General features: G+C 37.3%; 18 protein-coding genes. 8 read left to right on the forward strand and 10 right to left on the reverse strand.

What is annotated here, in order from left to right:
- Positions 1–119: 119 nt before the first annotated feature.
- Both H5968_RS21625 and H5968_RS21630 read right to left on the reverse strand, forming a co-directional pair.
- Positions 120–788 carry a DUF6391 domain-containing protein gene (locus H5968_RS21625; RefSeq protein WP_187041608.1) on the reverse strand — a complete coding sequence of 223 codons (669 nt, stop codon included), beginning with the start codon at positions 786–788 and terminating at the stop codon, positions 120–122.
- A 508-nt stretch (positions 789–1,296) separates the two neighbouring features.
- Complete coding sequence (locus tag H5968_RS21630; protein ID WP_187041609.1) at positions 1,297–1,572, reverse strand: LuxR C-terminal-related transcriptional regulator; 276 nt, start codon at positions 1,570–1,572, stop codon at positions 1,297–1,299.
- 347 nt (positions 1,573–1,919) lie between these two features.
- Here H5968_RS21630 and H5968_RS21635 point away from each other — a divergent pair, with 347 nt between their 5' ends.
- The 3 genes from H5968_RS21635 (at position 1,920) to mazF (ending at position 3,586) form a co-directional block, all read left to right on the forward strand.
- Entirely contained in the window at positions 1,920–2,897 is a 978-nt protein-coding gene (locus tag H5968_RS21635) for a carbohydrate kinase (protein ID WP_096566124.1), read from the forward strand.
- 115 nt (positions 2,898–3,012) lie between these two features.
- Positions 3,013–3,249: a hypothetical protein gene (locus H5968_RS21640; protein WP_187041610.1), complete on the forward strand. Its 237-nt coding sequence runs from the start codon at positions 3,013–3,015 to the stop codon at positions 3,247–3,249.
- The gene (mazF, locus tag H5968_RS21645; protein WP_370569801.1) at positions 3,236–3,586 is read left to right on the forward strand and encodes an endoribonuclease MazF; all 351 of its coding nucleotides are present in this window, start codon (positions 3,236–3,238) and stop codon (positions 3,584–3,586) included. Before H5968_RS21640 ends, mazF begins: the two co-directional genes overlap by 14 nt.
- A gap of 82 nt (positions 3,587–3,668) precedes the next feature.
- Here mazF and H5968_RS21650 read toward each other — a convergent pair whose 3' ends face one another.
- From H5968_RS21650 to H5968_RS21660, 3 genes are all read right to left on the reverse strand, one after another.
- The gene (locus H5968_RS21650; protein WP_187041612.1) at positions 3,669–5,384 is read right to left on the reverse strand and encodes a glycosyltransferase family 39 protein; all 1,716 of its coding nucleotides are present in this window, start codon (positions 5,382–5,384) and stop codon (positions 3,669–3,671) included.
- The gene (locus H5968_RS21655) at positions 5,371–5,625 is read right to left on the reverse strand and encodes a hypothetical protein (protein ID WP_187041613.1); all 255 of its coding nucleotides are present in this window, start codon (positions 5,623–5,625) and stop codon (positions 5,371–5,373) included. The genes H5968_RS21650 and H5968_RS21655 overlap by 14 nt, the downstream gene beginning before the upstream one ends.
- A gap of 115 nt (positions 5,626–5,740) precedes the next feature.
- Positions 5,741–6,559: a hypothetical protein gene (locus tag H5968_RS21660; RefSeq protein WP_187041614.1), complete on the reverse strand. Its 819-nt coding sequence runs from the start codon at positions 6,557–6,559 to the stop codon at positions 5,741–5,743.
- A gap of 154 nt (positions 6,560–6,713) precedes the next feature.
- Here H5968_RS21660 and H5968_RS21665 point away from each other — a divergent pair, with 154 nt between their 5' ends.
- Complete coding sequence (locus tag H5968_RS21665) at positions 6,714–8,204, forward strand: cobyrinate a,c-diamide synthase (RefSeq protein WP_187041615.1); 1,491 nt, start codon at positions 6,714–6,716, stop codon at positions 8,202–8,204.
- Between the two features lie 209 nt (positions 8,205–8,413).
- Here the strand turns inward: H5968_RS21665 and H5968_RS21670 are convergent, their stop codons facing one another.
- Together H5968_RS21670 and H5968_RS21675 are read right to left on the reverse strand one after the other, a co-directional pair.
- Positions 8,414–8,551: a hypothetical protein gene (locus H5968_RS21670; protein WP_187041616.1), complete on the reverse strand. Its 138-nt coding sequence runs from the start codon at positions 8,549–8,551 to the stop codon at positions 8,414–8,416.
- Between the two features lie 74 nt (positions 8,552–8,625).
- Complete coding sequence (locus tag H5968_RS21675) at positions 8,626–9,051, reverse strand: cyclic nucleotide-binding domain-containing protein (protein WP_187041617.1); 426 nt, start codon at positions 9,049–9,051, stop codon at positions 8,626–8,628.
- Positions 9,052–9,948: 897 nt separating this feature from the next.
- Between H5968_RS21675 and H5968_RS21680 the strand changes: the two genes are divergently transcribed.
- From H5968_RS21680 to H5968_RS21690, 3 genes are all read left to right on the forward strand, one after another.
- Positions 9,949–12,930, forward strand: coding sequence for a UPF0182 family protein (locus H5968_RS21680; RefSeq protein WP_187041618.1), 2,982 nt, complete (start codon positions 9,949–9,951; stop codon positions 12,928–12,930).
- 107 nt (positions 12,931–13,037) lie between these two features.
- Entirely contained in the window at positions 13,038–14,276 is a 1,239-nt protein-coding gene (locus H5968_RS21685; protein WP_187041619.1) for an AAA family ATPase, read from the forward strand.
- A 347-nt stretch (positions 14,277–14,623) separates the two neighbouring features.
- The gene (locus H5968_RS21690) at positions 14,624–14,941 is read left to right on the forward strand and encodes a muconolactone Delta-isomerase (protein WP_096566112.1); all 318 of its coding nucleotides are present in this window, start codon (positions 14,624–14,626) and stop codon (positions 14,939–14,941) included.
- A 49-nt stretch (positions 14,942–14,990) separates the two neighbouring features.
- On the opposite strand, the gene H5968_RS21695 is transcribed toward H5968_RS21690, so the two are convergent.
- Entirely contained in the window at positions 14,991–15,227 is a 237-nt protein-coding gene (locus H5968_RS21695) for a hypothetical protein (protein WP_187041620.1), read from the reverse strand.
- Between the two features lie 39 nt (positions 15,228–15,266).
- Positions 15,267–15,695, reverse strand: a complete 429-nt coding sequence (locus H5968_RS21700; protein WP_096566108.1) for a hypothetical protein — start codon at positions 15,693–15,695, stop codon at positions 15,267–15,269.
- Positions 15,696–16,222: 527 nt separating this feature from the next.
- Here H5968_RS21700 and H5968_RS21705 point away from each other — a divergent pair.
- Positions 16,223–16,621, forward strand: a complete 399-nt coding sequence (locus H5968_RS21705; RefSeq protein WP_187041621.1) for a hypothetical protein — start codon at positions 16,223–16,225, stop codon at positions 16,619–16,621.
- 82 nt (positions 16,622–16,703) lie between these two features.
- Here the strand turns inward: H5968_RS21705 and H5968_RS21710 are convergent, their stop codons facing one another.
- Positions 16,704–19,706, reverse strand: coding sequence for an MFS transporter (locus H5968_RS21710; RefSeq protein ID WP_187041622.1), 3,003 nt, complete (start codon positions 19,704–19,706; stop codon positions 16,704–16,706).
- Positions 19,707–20,072 lie beyond the last annotated feature (366 nt).

The following is a 20,072-nucleotide window of genomic DNA, read 5'->3' on the forward strand; positions in this document are numbered from 1 at the left end:
CCAATCACCAGTCCCCAGTCCCTAGCGATGCACTGAGCTTGTCGAAGTGTCCCCAATCACCAATCACCAGTCACCAGTCCCCAGTCACCAGTCACCAGTCACCAGTCCCCAGTCCCCAGTCACCAATCACCAGTCACCTGCCGCCATTTTACCTTAACAAAATGCGCTTCACGTCCCCAAGTGTCCCGTGTAAGAATGATATTTTCAATTGCAAGGTTAAAGGGGATAGCTGTTGTTAAATAACGTTGAACGAAAGCACCTAAATCTGGAGCAAGTTCAGAAGCCGTAGTTGCAGCTAATCCTAAACCTACTAGTTGCTCAACAGGTCTAAATGGTAGCATCACAGACACACCTATAGCAAATCCAGCAGTTAACAACATTGCTACAGATAAATTTGTACCGCAACGGGGATGTACTGCTAAATCCCATTCTCCGTTGGTAAGACGATATTGAGCTAGTGTTACTGCACGCCGTAAATAACTGATATTTACATCACCATAAAGGTAAAATCCCTGTTCTGTGGATAAACCACTTAATGATTCGTTATCAAACTGTACATGAGTAGGCTGTTTGGGAGAAGAATCAACACTTTTTGTCTCACTCAGAACCCAAACAGTAGCGTGTTCTAGGGCATGAACCTGACGCAGCATGAGAATTTCTTGTAAACCGGGTACAAAAGATAGCTGTTGTAGTAAGTCGGTATCTTGGTTTGGTGATGGTGCTATCAAGTCAAGATTAAAAAAGTTAAAGGGAAATGAGCTATTTGCATAAGAAGTTGGAGTATTCATTTTCCCCCAAGCGGATAAAGTAATATAGATTTCTTTCCAATGTAACGCTTGTACAACTAGATTATTGCTAATTTTTGTTGAAAAATAGCAGGAGTCATGAGTCAGTAGGGGTTTAGCAATGCTAAACCCTTTGGCCTAAATCAAACGAGAAATTCTGATATGTATGTCAGTTCCGATCGCAAAAATTCGCTGATTCCCAGAGCATCAACTTTTACTAGATAAAGTCACGGAACTTGTGGTAGAGGTTCACACTGAAAAATAAAGGTGAGGAGGAGAACAGTCTGTAAACCTCAAAATTGATCTTGCCAATTTTAGATTTTAGATTTTAGATTTTCGATTTTGATTGAGGTGTTTTGGTACTTGTACTTCAGAAGCAAGCTCAATACTCCACTCTTTGTCGGTTGTACCTATCTCAAATACTCGCTGCGCTGCTTACGCTTCGCTACCCCAAATCGAAAATCCAAAATGGTTGAACTTTTCAGCATCCACAGGGATTCATATTAATAAACTAACTCACATTTGAATCATTGTAGTTAGGTAATGTACAGCAATTCACATCGTTTAAACAGACCTTTCCCCACTGTAAAGCCCAGCGAACCAAAGCGACTCGGTTATCTGTCTTTGTTTTGGTGAGAATGTTGCTGATATGATTATCAACTGTACGTTTGCTAATCTCCAGTTTTGCTGCAATCTCTTGGTTAGTTAAGCCTGCGGCCACTAAGTCGATAATTTGCAGTTCTCTGTCTGACAGACTAACAGGGGTCCCAGACTCACTAGCAGCCATAGCTTATTTATTTCTCCCTTGGTATATGTACTTAATCACTCTTTCTAATTCTAAAAGATTCTCTCAGAGCTAGACGTTGTAAATGTTCCTAGTAATACTAAAGTCAATATTTTCTGGGAATTTAATCTGAAGGTTAATTTTCTTAAAAGCAAAATTTCTATAAAATATAACCTATTCATCAGTAAATATTCAGTGTTACTTCAGTGGTAAATTTTGGGTTTTTATAGCATTATGTACTATATAAAGTGATAAAAACTGCTATTTTATGGTTAACTGGAGACAAAGGAATAAAGATGCTTATACATTTTATACATATTCCTAATCCCAAGTCGTAAATCGAAAATGATATGAGTAATCCCCATGTTTTGTGTCTAGGCGAAGTTTTGTTTGATTGTTTAGCGGATCAAATGGGGCTAAAGCTGGAAGAAGTCAATTCTTGGACTCCCTACCCAGGGGGAGCGCCAGCTAATGTGGCTTGTGCTTTAGTTAAACTGGGAACGCCCGCAGGTTTTATTGGTGCTGTAGGAGAAGATCAACCAGGTAATGCACTGGTGAAGTTATTACAAGATGTAGGTGTAGATACAACGGGTGTGCAACGTCATCCGACAGCACCAACGCGACAAGTTTATGTAGTCAGGGATTTGACTGGCGATCGCTCTTTTGCTGGTTTTGGTAAATATGATACTAGCGAATTTGCCGACACCCGCTTACAAGCTAATCAATTACCCCATTCTTTGTTTAACGATGCTGATTTTTTGGTGTTGGGGACTTTGGAATTAGCTTATCCTGAAAGTGAGGCTGCTATTCATCAGGCATTGAAATTAGCGGAACAATATGATTTGAAAATCATCTTAGATGTGAATTGGCGACCTGTATTTTGGCAAGATGCTAATTTAGCAAAGCAAAAAATTGCAGCATTATTGCCACGTTTTGATTTCCTCAAACTCACAAAAGAGGAAGCATCATGGTTGTTTGATACTACAGACCCTGGAGCAATTACTTACAGATTAAACTCATTAGAAGGGGTTTTAGTCACCGATGGAGAAAATGGTTGTGCTTATTGTTTAGGTGAAAACGAAGGTAAATTACCAGCTTTTTCTATACCTGTGGTGGATACCACTGGTGCAGGAGATAGTTTTTTAGCTGGGTTTCTCCATCAGTTGAGTAAGTTGGGTATTCATAGTTTGAGAGATGCAGAAACAGCAAAACGAGTTGTTACATACTCTAGTGCGGTAGGGGCGTTGACTACTATTAAACCAGGTGCGATCGCATCCCAACCCACAGCAGAAGAAGTTGATGCTTTTTTAGCTGATCATCAACTTTAAAAATCAACAGTTTTCACTGATTGAAGTAATAGTACAATGAGGGGAATATCAAATACAATCAGCTGATATTCCCTTGAGATGAGATAATTTGTAGAGTTTGAATAACAACCCAAATATGACAAACCACAAATTAATGCTGGAAATTCCAGATAATCTATTTAAAAAATTGCATCACCTAGCCGAATTAACAGATCAATCAATCGAATCTTTAGCGGTGCAGAGTTTAACTAACAATTTACCCGTATTTTCTGAAAAAAAATACAACTTGGATGATTTGCTATCAAGAGTATCAACAGAAAATTTACACAATGAAATAGATACCGGAGAACCTGTTGGTCGTGAATGCTTCTGAGACAATATACATTCCCCAACAGGGAGATATAATTTGGATTCATTTTACTCCTCAAGTTGGAAGAGAGCAAGCTGGTAGACGGCCTGCCATTGTTATTTCACCCATAAAATATAATCGTCGAGTAGGCTTGGCTTTGGTTTGTCCAATTACCACAAAAGTAAAGGGCTATCCATTTGAGGTAATTTTGCCATCAGCTTTAGCTGTATCAGGAGTCATTTTAGCCGATCAGGTTAAATCCTTAGATTGGCAACAAAGAGAAGCCGATTTTATTTGTAAAGCACCGCCTGAAGTTACTGTTGAAGTCATCAGTTTATTAAGAACCTTAATGCCTTTGTAATGGGGATAATTATCAATCCACTGCACAAGAAGTTGATGCTTTTCTAGCTGCTCATCAACTTTAAAGGTTCTCAGTTATTAGTTCATTTACAGTGAAACAATTTGTAATCATACCCATATATTCCTGGCAACTTTTGATCATCAAGCAGACATTTTTCCACTTCCTGACTAATGGGAGCATGAAAATTAACCAACCATAAATCAAAAGGTCTTGGTAATTCTTTGATAGTTTTTTCTAGGGCTATAGTAGAAGTATTGGGGTTTTGGGCTTGATGGGCGAGGAGAAATTGAGTATTGTCAATATTAACTTGCAAACCAGAGAATTTTAATTCCCAAGCTATACCCATCATTTCCCCAGTTTGTACTAAACTTTTATGAGTTGTGGCAATGAGAACCGGGACTGAAGAATTTTGTTCAATAACAGGAAGAAATAAATCAGGGCGGTAATATTTGCGATAACCCAAATTAAAAGTAACTGTAATAGCACTGATTAACCCCATTACCCAAATCAGCATTACAGCTTGTTTGCCCGTAATACCCCATTTACCGATGTTGGGATTTTGATAACAAACTGCTAGACTTGCACCCAGTAAAATTATTACCGCTGGAAAATAAACAAAACTATAGCGAGCGCCCCTGGTAAGATCAATACCCAGGAAATAAGTAAAGAAGAAAAAGAAAGCGATCGCCCCTAACACTACCCCAATCAATACTTGAGTAATAGAACCAATTTCCGGTGCTTGTAATTGAACTTTTATCCCCCTAATTAAAATTGGCACTGCCCAAATAAAGAAAATTAACATCACCAACCCAGAGAAAATAACCACCGTTAAATCAGGTGCTTCCACTGGGAGTAAGGAAATCATAGTGATCCATGTACCTAAAGCTTGAAAAATGGGGCTAATCCAACCCAGTCCGACCCGTTCACTTTTAATCCACTCTGTCATACTACTGCTGTAGCGATTTTGTAACCAACCAGGCAACCACACTAACCCAGCAACAGCTGTACCAGCTACTACATAATAAAATCGCCACCACACAGGAGAGAACAACACCCAAGTTTTTGTCTGAGTTTGTTGTTTCCAAGCCACAAAAATCAAAGCTACAACTTCAGCGCCAAGAGTGATCACAAAAAAGAAATGAGTAGCAAAACCCAAGGCGTTAACTCCTACCCAAGCAATAATTAACCACAAAGGTAATAATTTTTGCTTTTCCAAGTGACGAACAGCAACTACCAAACAAGCTATCGAAAGCATCACCCACAGCATAGCCAAAGTATAATGACGGGCTTCTTGTGCTAAAAATACTGCGTAGGGTGAGACTGCCATCATTGCAGCCGCTAATTGTCCTACTAATGAAGAACGAAAAGCTAATTTACCTAAAAAATAAGCACAGGGAATAGAAACCACACCCAGTAAAGCCGGAAATGAACGTGCTGCCAACAAAGATACTAAACCTTCAGGGTGGGGAAATAGCCGCATCCACAGATGAACCAGCACAAAATATAGTGGTGGATGGTGGTCTTCTATAACTATATTAGAGATGACTTCTCCCACACCAACTGCGGGATTAATTTGTAATGGTTGTAATAAAATATCAGGAGCGATCGCCTGATCTAAAGGTACTGGTAAAAAACTATTGCCCAGGCTAAATACTAAAGTCGCAAATTCATCAGTCCAAGGCGGTTTGGCGGTTAAATTAGTCAAACGTAACCCTACACCAATAACGAACCAAATCAGCAGCAGTAAAAAATGAAACCAGGGAGCAGAAACGGTAGAGCGCCTATTATTCACGTCCATCTTTATTATTGGAAAATTGTTTTAAACAGCGTTCTTGTACTTTAACTACAGTTCCTCTCTTCAACAACTCTGATATAGTCACAAATTCATATCCCTGGGGAGTATAAGCTTTCAAAATTTCCTCCACTACCTCTACAGTATTATGGCGACTAGCATATACTCCTCCTTTTGCTACACCATCAGAATCATGTAAAAGAATGATTGAGCCATTATGAAAGTTATTTTCAAAAATTTTCATCATCTCTGCGGCAGATTTACCACGCCAGTCTTGTAAATCTACATCCCAAAAAATAATCGGTTTTTTGATCTGCTTTAAAACATTTGTGACAACAAAACCAGCACGACCAAAAGGGGGTCTAAAATGAACATTGTCTCGTGAGATTAATTGACTTCACTATCAATAACAGAGGCAATAATTGGGAAAATCTGAATTTCGATGGACGATGTTTGTCAAAACGCAGGAAAGAAAATCCCTGAGTCAAGGGGAGTCGTAGGGGCGAAGCATTCGGGCGACTAATTATAAATTTTTGTCCAAGGCTATTTTCCGAATGCTTCGCCCGTACAGGAGTCAGAAGTCGTAGGGGCGAAGCATTCGGGCGACTAATTATAAATTTTTGTCCAAGGCTATTTTCCGAATGCTTCGCCCGTACAGGAGTCAGAAGTCGTAGGGGCGAAGCATTCGGGCAATCAATTATCAATTTTATAAACAGGCTATTTTCCGAATGCTTCGCCCGTACAGGAGTCAGGAGTCGTAAGGGCGAAGCATTCGGGCGACTAATTATAAATTTTTGTCCAAGGCTATTTTCCGAATGCTTCGCCCGTACAGGAGTCAGAAGTCGTAGGGGCGAAGCATTCGGGCGACTAATTATAAATTTTTGTCCAAGGCTATTTTCCGAATGCTTCGCCCGTACAGGAGTCAGAAGTCGTAGGGGCGAAGCATTCGGGCAATCAATTATCAATTTTATAAACAGGCTATTTTCCGAATGCTTCGCCCGTACAGGAGTCAGGAGTCGTAAGGGCGAAGCATTCGGGCGACTAATTATAAATTTTTGTCCAAGGCTATTTTCCGAATGCTTCGCCCGTACAGGAGTCAGAAGTCGTAGGGGCGAAGCATTCGGGCGACTAATTATAAATTTTTGTCCAAGGCTATTTTCCGAATGCCTGTCTGCCGACAAGCAGGCTTCGCCCCTACTTCGCCCGTACAGGAGTCAGGAGTCAGGCAAAATTAATTTAAAACCAAATGCTTTGAGTTAGCTTTTTTGGATCGGAATATCAGGTATAATCATCAGATACAATTAAGTAATATTCCCTTCATCTTGTACCTAATTCATGTCTTTGATTATTGCTGGAGAACGCAGCGGAGTGGGCAAAACTACGGTGACACTTACACTTTTAGCCTCTTTGTCTCGTCGTGGTGTCAAAGTACAATCTTTTAAGGTTGGTCCAGATTATATTGATCCTATGTTTCATCAGTATGTTACTGGTCGTCCTTGTCGAAATTTAGATGCGGTTTTGACTTCAGAAAGTTATATTCAAAAATGTTTTCAGCGTCATTCCCAAGAATGTGAATATACTCTGGTTGAAGGAGTGATGGGTTTATTTGATGGTGTTGGTAATTCTTGGAATACAACCGAAAATGGCAATCATCAAATGGACTTTGCTAGTACAGCCCATGTTGCCAGATTATTAGATAGCCCGGTAATATTAGTAATTGATTGTAGTCGTTTGTCTGGTTCAGTGGCAGCGATCGCACATGGTTATTGTAGTTTGGATCAGAGAGTTAAAATTGCTGGATTAGTCTTAAATAGAGTAGGGAGCGATCGCCATTTATCTTTATTAAAAAATTCCTTGAAAACTCTCAACTTACCTATTTTGGGTGTTCTCAGAAGACAGGATAATATTACTATTCCTGATCGTCATCTGGGTTTAGTTCCTACTGGAGAATTACCAGAATTAGATGATGTAATTCATCGTCTTGCAGATTTAGGCGATCATTGTTTTGATTGGGAAAAATTACTACCACTATTACAAGTAACTGAAATTCTGTCTTCAGATGTTCCTAATTTTCAAATCAACGAACCGCACAGACACAGAGAAAGCGGAGAAATAAAAGAAAATCAAAAATCAAAAATCAAAATTGCTGTTGCACGGGATCAAGCTTTTAATTTCTATTATCAAGACAACTTAGATTTATTAGAGAACCTGGGAGCAGAATTAATATTTTGGAGTCCTTTAAAAGATACTCAATTACCAAAAGATATTCAAGGAATGTATTTTGGTGGTGGTTTTCCTGAAGTATTTGCACAAGAACTAGCAGCAAATATTAAAGTTATTCAAGAAGTAAAAACAGCGATTTTATCAGGAATACCCACCATTGCTGAATGTGGGGGTTTAATGTATTTGTGTGAAAATATTATTGATTTTGAAAATCAATCTTGGACAATGGTAGGAATATTACCCACATCTGCACAAATGGATAAAAAATTAACTTTAGGATATCGTCGCGCAGTAGTTTTAGAAAATAGCTTTTTATTAAATGCGGGTACAAATATTTATGGACATGAATTTCATCGTTCTCATGTAATTACAAACCCGCAAAAATCATTGTTTGATACCTATCGTTATGACTGTGAAGAAAATACAGGTTTTGAAGGATGGAATTTACCTAATATTCCTAATGTTCATGCTTCTTATGTTCATCAACATTGGGGAGAAAGTATAGAAATTCCCCAAAGGTTTTTACAAGAATGTTTAAAATTTAGTGCGGTACAAAAACCGTCAGGGAATGAATTCCCCAGGGGAAACGCATCTTATCAATAAGGACAATTCAATCTCAATAATGACCTAAAAATTCGCATTAACGTCTACATTATTGACAATAATTTAAACCATCACGATGACTCTGAAAAAATCAATCAAACGATAAATAAGGATTCCTTCGTTTGTACATAAAAATGGTGTTTTGTCAATAAAATTTAGATGCGTTTCCCCTGTTCCCTGTTAAGAGTTCCCTGTTCCCTCTTACCCAATTAGTAATTTAGCATAACAAGTACCGAAGAACCAGAATTAGTAATAATCATTACTAATTCTTGATTAGCTAATTCTTGGGGAAGTTGTAACAATAATTTACCTTGTGTATCAACTTTTGATTTAAGTCTTATTTGCATATAATTAACTCCTTAGTATCTTGGAATATTATACTACTAATTGCTTCTAACCTTCGGGATCTCCTAACTAATGACTAATGACTAATACTTTCATTGAGTTTACGAATAATACGAGATAATTGACGAATAATATTCACCGCTATTTCTGGAGTTTCTTCAATAGCATCATAAAGTTGCTCTTGGGTGAGTTCTAAACATTCACAAGCTTCTAAAGTTGTCACAGAAGCAGAACGAGACTGAGTATCAAATACTGCCATTTCTCCAAAGTATTTTCCTGTATCAACTTCTGCTAATTTTGTATCTCCGATATGGACTTTGACTTTACCTGAGACAATAATATAGAGCGATCGCCCTTCTTCTCCTTGTTTGAAAATACTGTGATTCGCAGGGTATGATAACTCATTCATCACAGAAGCAAGTCGCACGACAAAATCATCCCGCAATTCTTTAAAAATAGGTACGCGACGGACAAATAATAAACGATCAACGCTAGTAAGCATAATTACTGTTTATAAAATTAACGAGGTTTTGACAGAGTAAAAAGAGTAAAAAGAGTAAAATTTTAACCGTTAATTAGGGGTTGCTGAGAAAGTCTTTCCGTGAGGGCATAGGAGTCAGGAGTCAGGAGGAGATTTGAAAATTTCTTTGCCATCTCTTGAAATCCCAAAAAATGCACACTAATTTCTGTGTTTATCAGCGTGTAACCTTTGATATATCAAGGTTTTAGGTTTATTCAGCAAACCCTAATTAACCCTCAGAAGTAAATAATACCTTAATTTTGGTTACTCTGTAGTTTCTCTGTGAAAGATAGATGTATTTATACTGTTTATTAACGTGCAAATAAATGCGTATACTATTTATTTTATACCTATAAATGATTAAATAGGTGATGCTCACAAATATTTTCTATTTTCCTCTATTTTCCCTCAAGAAGTTTAGATTTCAGTCTTAACAGGAAAATTAATTACAATAGTCCCAGGGAAAAAACTATTAAGTAAATTAATCTTTACTAAAGTACAAAAACTACCATGATTATTGATATAATGAATTGGATTGTGAGGTATAAATAATATTTCATGTTAGCAGGATAGACTTGCTGGGAAAGTTCTACCTAAATTTTTGATATTGCTACTTGACATTTCTTGATTTACAGCTTCCTAGCTATGCTGAAAGGAGAAGTACGCATAACAGATAAAGAATTATATCTTTCTCCAAAAAAGCCTATTCCTCTACCTCCAAAACTTGTTAATTCAGGTAAAATCAACTTATCCCAATTATTGGTCTGCTTTTACAATGATTGGTAATTGGAATTAACAACTTTTAGAGGCAAAAGGCAAAAGCTGGAACTTTGATTTCCCCTATTCTCTATTCCCTATTCCCTATTCCTTAGAAAATCAATGTTTTTCAAATGGTGCTTTAGAGTTATTATCGTTTGCTTGGGTTTGTGGCTCATCTTGGATCTAGCTTCTCATTTAGGGGCGGAAATTTTTTGGTTTCAAGAAGTTGGTTATTTGCCAACTTTTCTAGTGCGGTTAATAACTCAAGGTGCTTTATGGGTGAGTGTTGTTAGCTTGAGTATGATCTATTTACTGGGAAATTTAATTTTAGCAAAACGTTGGCAATATCCCCAGTCTCTGAAAATTGAGCCAGCAAGAATTGAACAAACTACACTGAGTAGGGAACTAACAAATTTTCTGAGTCCGCAATATAAGCAAATTTATCAAACTCCGCCAATTGCGACAGGAAAGACACAAATTAAATTATTCTGGTTGTTACCGCTAACGTTAAGCTTGAGTTTTTTAGTGGGGTTAATTTTCAGCCATTATGGACAAGTTGCGTTAAGTTACTGGAATGGAGAAATTAATCAGGTTAATTCACCTTTTACTATCTTATTTAGACCAGAGATAGTTTGGAACTTGAGCATGAGAATTATTGGGCAAGTCTGGTATTTTGCTTTAGCGGTAGTGATGGCGATCGCTCTTTTGATATATTCTCAGTTTTTGCTGTGGGCGATCGCTATTATTTTTAGTTTCGGTTTTGGGTGGTTAATATCTCAACAATGGGAAAAAATCTTGTTGTATTTGCACTCCACCCCCTTCAACAGCACAGAACCTTTATTTGGCAAAGATATCAGCTTTTATATTTTTTCCCTTCCTCTCTGGGAACTGTTAGCTTTTTGGCTGATAGGTTTATTTTTATATGGTTTTCTTGCTGTTACTCTCACCTATCTTGTATCAGGAGACAGTATCAGTCAAGGCATTTTTCCTGGGTTTTCGCCCACACAAAAACGTCATTTATTCGGCTTAGGTGGCGGTTTAATGTTGGTGATAGCCTTTGGTTTTTGGTTAAGTCGTTATGAACTGGTTTATTCTCCCCGTGGGGTGAGTTTTGGGGCTAGTTTCACTGATGTTAAAATACAGTTGCCCGCTGATACCATGTTATGTGTTTTAGCTGTGGCGATCGCCTTTTATTTATTATGGCAAACTTTATTTTGGAAACCCAAATCTCAACATCATCAATGGGTAATTTATAGTTTAGGTATTTATTTATTATTATTAATTGCAGGTGATTTTATTGTACCTGCGGTTATCCAATCTTTTATAGTTCAACCCAATGAATTACAGAGAGAAACACCTTATATTCAACGCACTATCGCCCTCACTCGTCAAGCATTTGATTTAGAAGCCATAGATGCTCAAACTTTTAATCCCCAAGGAAAATTAACCCAAGCAGATATCAAAGCCAATGATTTAACTATTCGCAATATTCGGCTTTGGGATCAAGAACCACTATTAAAAACTAACCGACAATTACAACAAATTCGTCCTTATTATGCGTTTCCTGATGCCGATATTGATCGCTACATTATCAGCAACCAAACTAACCAACAAGAACCCCCAACAAATGAAAAACGTCAGGTACTAATAGCCGCCAGAGAATTAGATTATAATGCTGTCCCACAACAAGCACAAACATGGGTAAACCGCAATTTAATTTACACTCATGGTTATGGTTTTACCATGAGTCCAGTAAATACAGTTGCACCAGGTGGTTTACCAGAATATTTTGTCAAAGATATTAGTGGTAATGGTGCAGCTTTAACTACTGCTAATGCAGCTATTCGGGAAAGTATTCCTATTGGTGAACCGCGAATTTATTATGGAGAAATTTCTAATACTCATGTCATGACTGGGACAAAAGTTAAAGAATTAGATTATCCCAGTGGTAGTGATAACGTTTATAATACCTACGATGGCAGCGGTGGAATTAGAATAGGTTCTTTATGGAGACGGTGGTTATTTGCCACATATTTAAAAGACTGGCAAATGATATTTACACGGGACTCTCTACCAGAAACAAAGGTATTATTCCGGCGAAATATTAACCAAAGAATTAGAGCGATCGCCCCTTTTTTACAATTTGATAGTGAACCTTATATAGTTGCCGCTGATGCCAACCCAGATGATAAAAATCAACAATTTCCCGGTGCAAAAAATTATCTTTATTGGATAGTAGATGCTTACACTACCAGCAGTCATTATCCCTACTCAGATCAAAATAAAGACGGTATTAACTATATTCGTAATTCTGTTAAAATCGTCATTGATGCTTACAACGGCACTGTCAGATTTTATGTTGCTCAACCTCAAGATCCGCTAATTATTGCTTGGTCAAAAATTTTCCCGCAAATGTTCCAACCGCTAACAAATATGCCTATTAATCTCCTTAGTCATATTCGCTATCCGGTAGACTTTTTCAAAATTCAATCTGAGCGGTTAATGATTTATCATATTACTAACCCTCAAGTATTTTATAACCGGGAAGACCAATGGCAAATACCCCAAGAAATTTACGGAACTGAACCCCGTCAAGTTGAACCTTACTATTTAATTACCAGTCTTCCTGGTGTTCCTTTTGAAGAATTTATTTTATTGCTTCCTTACACACCAAAAGAAAGAACAAATTTAATTGCTTGGTTAGCAGCGCGTTCTGATGGAGAAAATTACGGTAAATTGCTGCTTTATAATTTTCCTAAAGAACGTTTAATTTATGGACCAGAACAAATAGAAGCTAGAATTAACCAAGATCCAGTAATTTCTCAACAAATTTCATTATGGAATCGTCAAGGATCAAGAGCAATACAAGGTAATCTTTTAATTGTTCCCATTGAACAATCTTTATTATATGTTGAGCCAATTTATTTAGAAGCAACCCAGAATAGTTTACCAACTTTGGTTAGGGTAGTTGTTGCCTATGAAAACCGCATTGTCATGGCACAGACATTAGAACAAGCTTTACAGGCGATTTTTCAGCCAGAAATAACACCAGCGCCGGCTATTATTCGTCCTGTGGAAGAAGAAGGTATACCGCCGGTTTAAAATAATTCGTAATTCGTAATTGATTCTGTCCTAAAGATGAGTTAGTATAGAACCTATGCAACAAATAGTCTCAAAATCACAGCTATAAATTGTCAAAATCAATAATTATGCTGTTAAGTGATTATCTTAATTCTAGTAGTTTGAAGTCATTTTCTATCAACGGCTTATTTGGCTATAAAGATGTGAAAATACCTTTTGATAAAGAAGCTGTTATTCTTATAGCTGAAAATGGTTCTGGTAAAACTACCATTTTAAATGCTCTTTACTATTCAATATCTTGTAAGTTTAGTAGATTAATTACCATTGATTTTGAATCGGTCGTTCTTGAATTTGCATCTGGAGTAAGTGTTGAAATTAAAAAAAGTGATTTAACTGCTTCTGCTTTAATTGAAACATTTAACTCTGTAGCATTTAGAGATGTTAGTATGGCTGGAAATATTATAATACCAGCTACTACTATAAAAGGTTTTGCTAGAACAATGATTGAGGAAAATTCAATCAATATTAAAAAAAATATTAGAGAAAATTTGCAGGAATCAATATTATATTTCCCTACTTATAGAAGGATTGAAGAAGAACTAAAAAATTTAGGTAATGAAGAATTAAATTTTGGTAAAGAGGATAAGCGATTAATTCAGTTTGGAATGGACGATGTAATTGCAAAATTTGATAGAATTGAAAAAAATATCAAAGATGCAACTTTAGAATTATTACCAAAAGTAAATGGTGAAATGTTAACTCAGTTTGTTGAAGTTACTACACCAACTCAAGAAATGAGGGATAGTATCCAACCTGAAACCTTAAATATAGTATTAAATAGAATAGGAAATAACATACCTGAAAATGATAAAAACAAAATAGAAGAACTGGTTAATTCAGGAAAAATAAAATCTCCCGAATATAATCAATTAGTTTATTATTTATCTAAACTGCTTGGCTTATATGAGCCACAAAGAGAAAAAGATCATTCGATTAAAAAATTTGCCGAAGTTTGTAATAAATATCTACATAAAAAACGTATTGTCTATGATGAAACAAGTGTAAAAATTTCCATAGTCCAAGAAATAAATAATCAACCAATAGATATTAGAAATTTATCCTCTGGTGAAAAACAAATTATATCCTTGTTTTCTAAAATTTATCTTGACTCAGATGATGAATACATAATTTTGTTTGATGAACCTGAACTTTCTCTTTCCCTGGAATGGCAAAGATTATTACTACCTGATATCTTGAAATCTGGTAAATGTAAACTGCTTTTAGCTGTCACACATTCACCATTCATTTTTGATAATGAGTTAGATACAAATGCAATAGATTTAGATGATTTTGTCACGGAAAAATAGAAAGAACTAAATTTAAAGCAAAATCACCTGTGTTCACAAGATCGTCAAAAAAGTTTTAGAGGTAAATTTGAAATTTATTTTTTATTCAAAATTATGCAAAAACTAATTGAAGAAGCAAATAAAGGCAATCCCAAGTATTTTACTAAAAAAATAAAAGTCACCTTAAATTTGCGGGAAACAACACTAATTTCTAATTTGTCCCAATATGCGGACACCCCAGATTGTCTAGTAAGTTATTTGGAATCTTTTAGAACTTCTGTGAATTAAAATTATCATAACACTTTGCGCGAAACCTGAATCTATAGTATTTTATTAATTGTAATTAACCAAATTTAGGAAAATTAATCATGCTATATCACTTAGATTTTCACGTTGAATACCCCGACGACATGACACAGCAAGAACTCTTTACCATTTGGAGTGAAGAAGCAGATGCAGCACTACAAGCAAAGCAAGCAGGAATTGTTGTAGATTTGTGGAAATGTGTGGGAACTCGTCGAGTAATTGTTATTGTTGATGTTCCCACACCTGACACACTGGATCAAATTCTCTTAGATTTACCTATCATGAAAAAAATGGGTCAAAATGTACAAGTAGAAGTAACTCCTTTGAGAAGATATGAAGACTTTGCAGCAGATGTAAAATCTCGGTTAGAGAAAAAATAAACATAAAGCAAAGGTAAGCATTCAGCCATCAGCTATCAGCTTTCAGTAGTCAGATTTTGCAAGCGTTGAATAAAACCCACAATTTGCAAACATTCTGACTCCTGTACAGGCGTTTGCGAAGCGTGCTGGAAGCATCAGCATTCGGGCAACAAATTATCAATTTTATCAACAAGCTATTTTCCTGTAAGGGCGAAGCATTCGGGCAACAAATTATCAATTTTATCAACAAGCTATTTTCCTGTAAGGGCGAAGCATTCGGGCAACAAATTATCAATTTTATCAACAAGCTATTTTCCGAATGCTTCGCCCCTACTTCTGATCAAATTTAGTATTTAATACTGGGAAAAATGAGGATGTCTATCATCTCACCAACAGCTAAACCTGAGATAGCAATAAATGTTAAAATCCAAAAAGAATATGTTTTGCTAAATCCAGAAAAACGCATTTCTAAATCAGCTAACAACGTGGTTGCTAATGGGATAAGAAATATGCTGAATAAAATTGACCAAATTGCTATTAAAGCGATGGATGCACTGAGAACCAAGACGACAACTAAAGTTTGAGAACCAAAAACTAAAAGATTTTCTAACCAAGAATTACTTTTTCTGACTATAGCTATAGCGATCGCCGCCACAAAAGCTCCTACTAACCAAACAATCTGATGCGCTGCTAAATACCATCCTAGCAGATTGTAAGCCAGCCAAAGTAATACTAATGCAGTTACAGGAATCCTTTGGAAAAATAGCAAGTTCATATTTCCCGATCCTATAATTAGGGGTTGCTGAGAAAGTCTTTCCGTGAGGGCATAGGAGTCAGGAGTCAGGAGTCAGGAGGAGATTTGAAAATTTCTTTGCCATCTCTTGAAATCCCAAAAAATGCACACTTTTTCCGGTATACCCTTCAAAACCCTTGCACTAATTTCTGTGTTTATCAGCCTCTAACCTTTGATATATCAAGGTTTTAGGTTTATTCAGCAAGCCCTAATTATTTTAACATCAATTTAATTGACCAAGAGATTATTTGTCTAATTCAAATAGACAATTTTTGACATTATTCCTCTATCCCCAGAATTATTTTAACACTCTCTCCCTACGGCTGCATTAATTTAATTAATTTGTAATTTTTGTCAATTTCTTACCTTGGATATACATTCAGATATTTACAAGCAAACCTATCGACAGAGATAGCCAAGGTTTTATTTTGTTACACCTATAATTGAATAAATAATCTAATTTTTCACAAATTGCTGAGAAAGCGTATTATATAGAGCAGGTAAATAATATGTATATTGAAGACATATTACAACATCAGGTAGATAAGGTAGCGTTAAATAAAACCTTTCATGGTTTAACACAAACCGAAAGTCAAAAGGAATACGCACAACAGGAAGGATTAAACATCTCCGATTTAGCAATAGCTTTAAGTCCACTCAGCTTTGTATTTATTTGGGCAATTTTTCTGTTTATTGTCCAAAAACTTCGTTCTCATGCAGACAATAAAATAGCTTTTAGTGTCAATAGTTTACATCAAGTTCCCTGTAAAAACTGTAAATTTTTCTCAAATAACCATTATTTGAAGTGTGCAGTGAGACCTGATATAGTTCTCACAGAAGAAGCTATGAATTGTTCTGAATACTGCCCCAAAAAAGGAAAATTTACACCAAACAAACTATTTAGATAGGGTGAAAAAAAAGTCTTTGACTTTTTCAGCAAACCCTACTTATTTCCTCCAGCAAGACAGCCCTCTGCCTCCTGCCTCCTAACTACTGACTCTTGTTATATTTTGCTATTAACTTCTTGACTTGAGCGGCCACAAGTGGATGGGAGTCTGTTTGCAAATGGGGTAGAATTTCTTGCAGCACTCGCTGGGAAACCACACTCAAGTATGAAATCACTGCTTCTCTGACAAAACCTGTAGGATGGCGCAAATTTGTCAAAATTTCCGTCGTTGTCAGTCGCACGTAAGCAGCTTGAGCAAAATGAAAACAGCAAGCTAAACACCAGTCAGAGAGCAAATTTCCCTGGTTGATAAGTTTACGGATGCGCTCATTAATGGAAATATTTTCATATTGCCAAAATCCCCCATCGACAAGATACTTGAGTTTTTCTGCTTCTGGTCTTCGATCTAAAATATTCAGCAATAGAGACTTACAAGGTAAATTTACAGTGTGGTCTAAAATTTCCAATCCCCTTGCTAAATTTATCAATGATTGAGATTGGAGATTAAAAGCTGCTGCCTGCATCTTTTCTGCTGGGTAAAGCAGTTTCAATAACAACAATAATCTGTCTCTGGCATCTAACTCTAATTCTAGAAGTGAGCGTTGTAGCAACTGGGCAATAGTGACAAGCCTTTCATTGCCATGATAATTTTCTAAAGACTCCAAATTATGAAAGTCTATATAGGCTGCATAAATTTCACCCAGAAATCCTAATTCTTGCTCAATTAACGCTTCTACTCGACTTTCAGAGAATTTATCTATAACATTGCTCTTGTCTGGGTGTTGGTAAATTTTCAGCAAGCTGCGGAGAATATGTTCCCTGCTAGTACCCGTGGATGTTTCCAAGTTTAGCCATAAAGTTTCTATTGCTTCTACTGTATCGATTTGAGCAATGGTACGCCAAGCGTACATTCTCACTACTTCGGGTTTATAAACATTCGTAGCCAGTTTTAATAACATGGGTATGGCTTCATTTTCCATACTCACTAAACATTGCATAGCTGTTATGCGAGTGGATTTATAATATAGTGCGGCTAAGAGTGTGGGATAGTATTCTTCCATGCCAGTAGCAGTAATCATTTCTAAAACCGCACAGCGTACTCGTAATGATTCATCTTGTAATAAATTGGGAATGTGAACCCGCAAAGCCTGTAAATAAACCACTTCTCTGAGCGCCCTGACTCCGTTGATCCTTTCTTGTTCTTGTTTATGGGTGAGCATTCGTCGTAGAGTTTTCGTAGCTGCGGCCTGTTGCATCGGTGTACCTTGACGCAATAGCAAGGCTGCTGCTGTGGCACGGATCAGTGAATGGTTTGGTGGTTCTATGTAAGGTTCTAAGAGACTTATATTCAGATTCTCTTCTGCTAACCAAACATAACGCATAGCCAAAGCAAAGACTTCTGGATCTAGGGTGGCTTGAGGCTGATCCAATAAGCGGCGAACTTCCGGCACGTACAGGGGCTTTGCTCCACTCAGCAACATAATTTCTAGGCTGGACTTTTGCAAATCTGAAGGTAATTTCACTAGCAATGGTGCTAAAACTTGTCCGGCACCGGGGAGATCGATTTGGGCTAAAACTTCTAAACAAGAGTGTTTATCGGTGTTGCTGCCTTTTTCTACTAAAGCTTTGATGATGCCCTGTTTGAAGGCGCGTAAACCAACAGTATTTGTACTTAATCCTACCCGTTCAGCACTTAAAACTAAGACATCAACATAGCGCGATCGCAATTCCCACACGACTTTTAAACAGGTAGCTGCCACTATGACGGTTTCACCGATTAATACCCATTTTTTTAGTCCTTGAGGTACAAATTGATCAATGATGTGTATGCTGCCAAAAATGGTTAACCCTGTTAAACCAGAGGCGATCGCTTCGGCTGTACCACTGGATAATGCCTGCATCCGGCTACGAATCCTCTCAGGAATAGGTTGATAAAGTGCTGGACCACTACTAATAACAAAGGTATAGCGTAGCAGTTCATCACAGAATTTGAGACTGATTAAACCCCAAAAAAATCCAGGTTCTTCGATAGCTGGAAATAATCCCAAAAATGAAATGGCCCCTGGTAATAAAAAGCCTACAGTCAGTGGTAAAAGTGCTGCTGTGAAAAACACCCCTAATTTTTCAATCAAGCGGCTGGAAATAAACCACTGAGTAGTTAATTCACACATTCCCACCAGCCCACCAAATACACCTAAGAAGCTGGCCAGTTGTTGTTCGCCTAAACTAGAATTGAGTTCCCGCAAATACTGAAAATCTATTAACAAGCCGATGGCTTGCAACAGCGCAAAAAAGGCGAATAATTGCCAAACATAGCGTTTTAGAGGTGTTTCTAGGCGGCGATGTCGAGATGCTTGTTCTTCGGTAATTTCTCGTTGAGGAGTGTAGGGGAAAGCAGAAGGATATTTATAAGTTAAATAAAATAAAATTCCTGAGCCTAATAAGATGACAATACAAGCGATGAGAATGACTTTATTCAGGTTGGCAAATCGCAGTAAAATTGGCAAACTAAACCCACTAATCACATCGGCTACTAATATGCCACTACTGACTAATGGGTAAGTGCGTTTAATTTCCCGAATGTTAAATAATTGATTGGCAACAATTGAGGTGTTAAGGTCATTAACTACATAACAAGCATCTACCCACAACCGGAGCAGAAACACAATAATTATTGCCAAGTAGGGATTATTTACACCACCATACAAGAATACTAATAGAAATAATGGCATCACCATCCCTGGTGCGATCGCCACTATTACCGCACGCAAGGGAAATACCTTTTGTAACCAAGAATATAAAACTACCAGTACAACACCTGTGACTGCACTAGCAATATAAATCCAGGGTAGTTGTCCCGCGCCATATTTATCCAAAAACAGTGCGACAGTGCTATCCTCAGCCCAGCGCAACCCTACAGATACAATTGTGTAGAAGGCAAACATCATCCAAGTACGTTCAAGCTCCTCTGGTCGGAGATTGACCAACTTCAGCATTCGTGCTAAAAAGCCTCTATCGCTTGTTAACCAGTGATTTTTTAATTCCATGCAGTTTTTTCTGGGGTAAGAAATAGGTAATCACAATGCAACAGCTAAGTAGGGTTTGCTGAAAAAGTTATCTGTGAAAGCTAGGTGACAGGTGACAGGTGCTACGCCACGGTGACAGTTTCAAAAGTTGGATAGGAACGATTTTTTCTTTAAGTAGGAATTAAGTGCAAGGTTTTTCAGTTGCCACCTCATAAAATCTCGCACTTTTTGAAAGCACTTCGGCTTACTTCGACACCGCCCTTCGACACCGCCCTTCGACACCGCCCTTCGACACCGCCCTTCGACACCGCCCTTCGACACCGCCCTTCGACACCGCCCTTCGACACCGCCCTTCGACACCGCCCTTCGACACCGCCCTTCGACACC

It is taken from the genome of Sphaerospermopsis sp. LEGE 00249, from assembly GCF_014299995.1.
Taxonomy (GTDB): Bacteria; Cyanobacteriota; Cyanobacteriia; order Cyanobacteriales; family Nostocaceae; genus Sphaerospermopsis; species Sphaerospermopsis kisseleviana.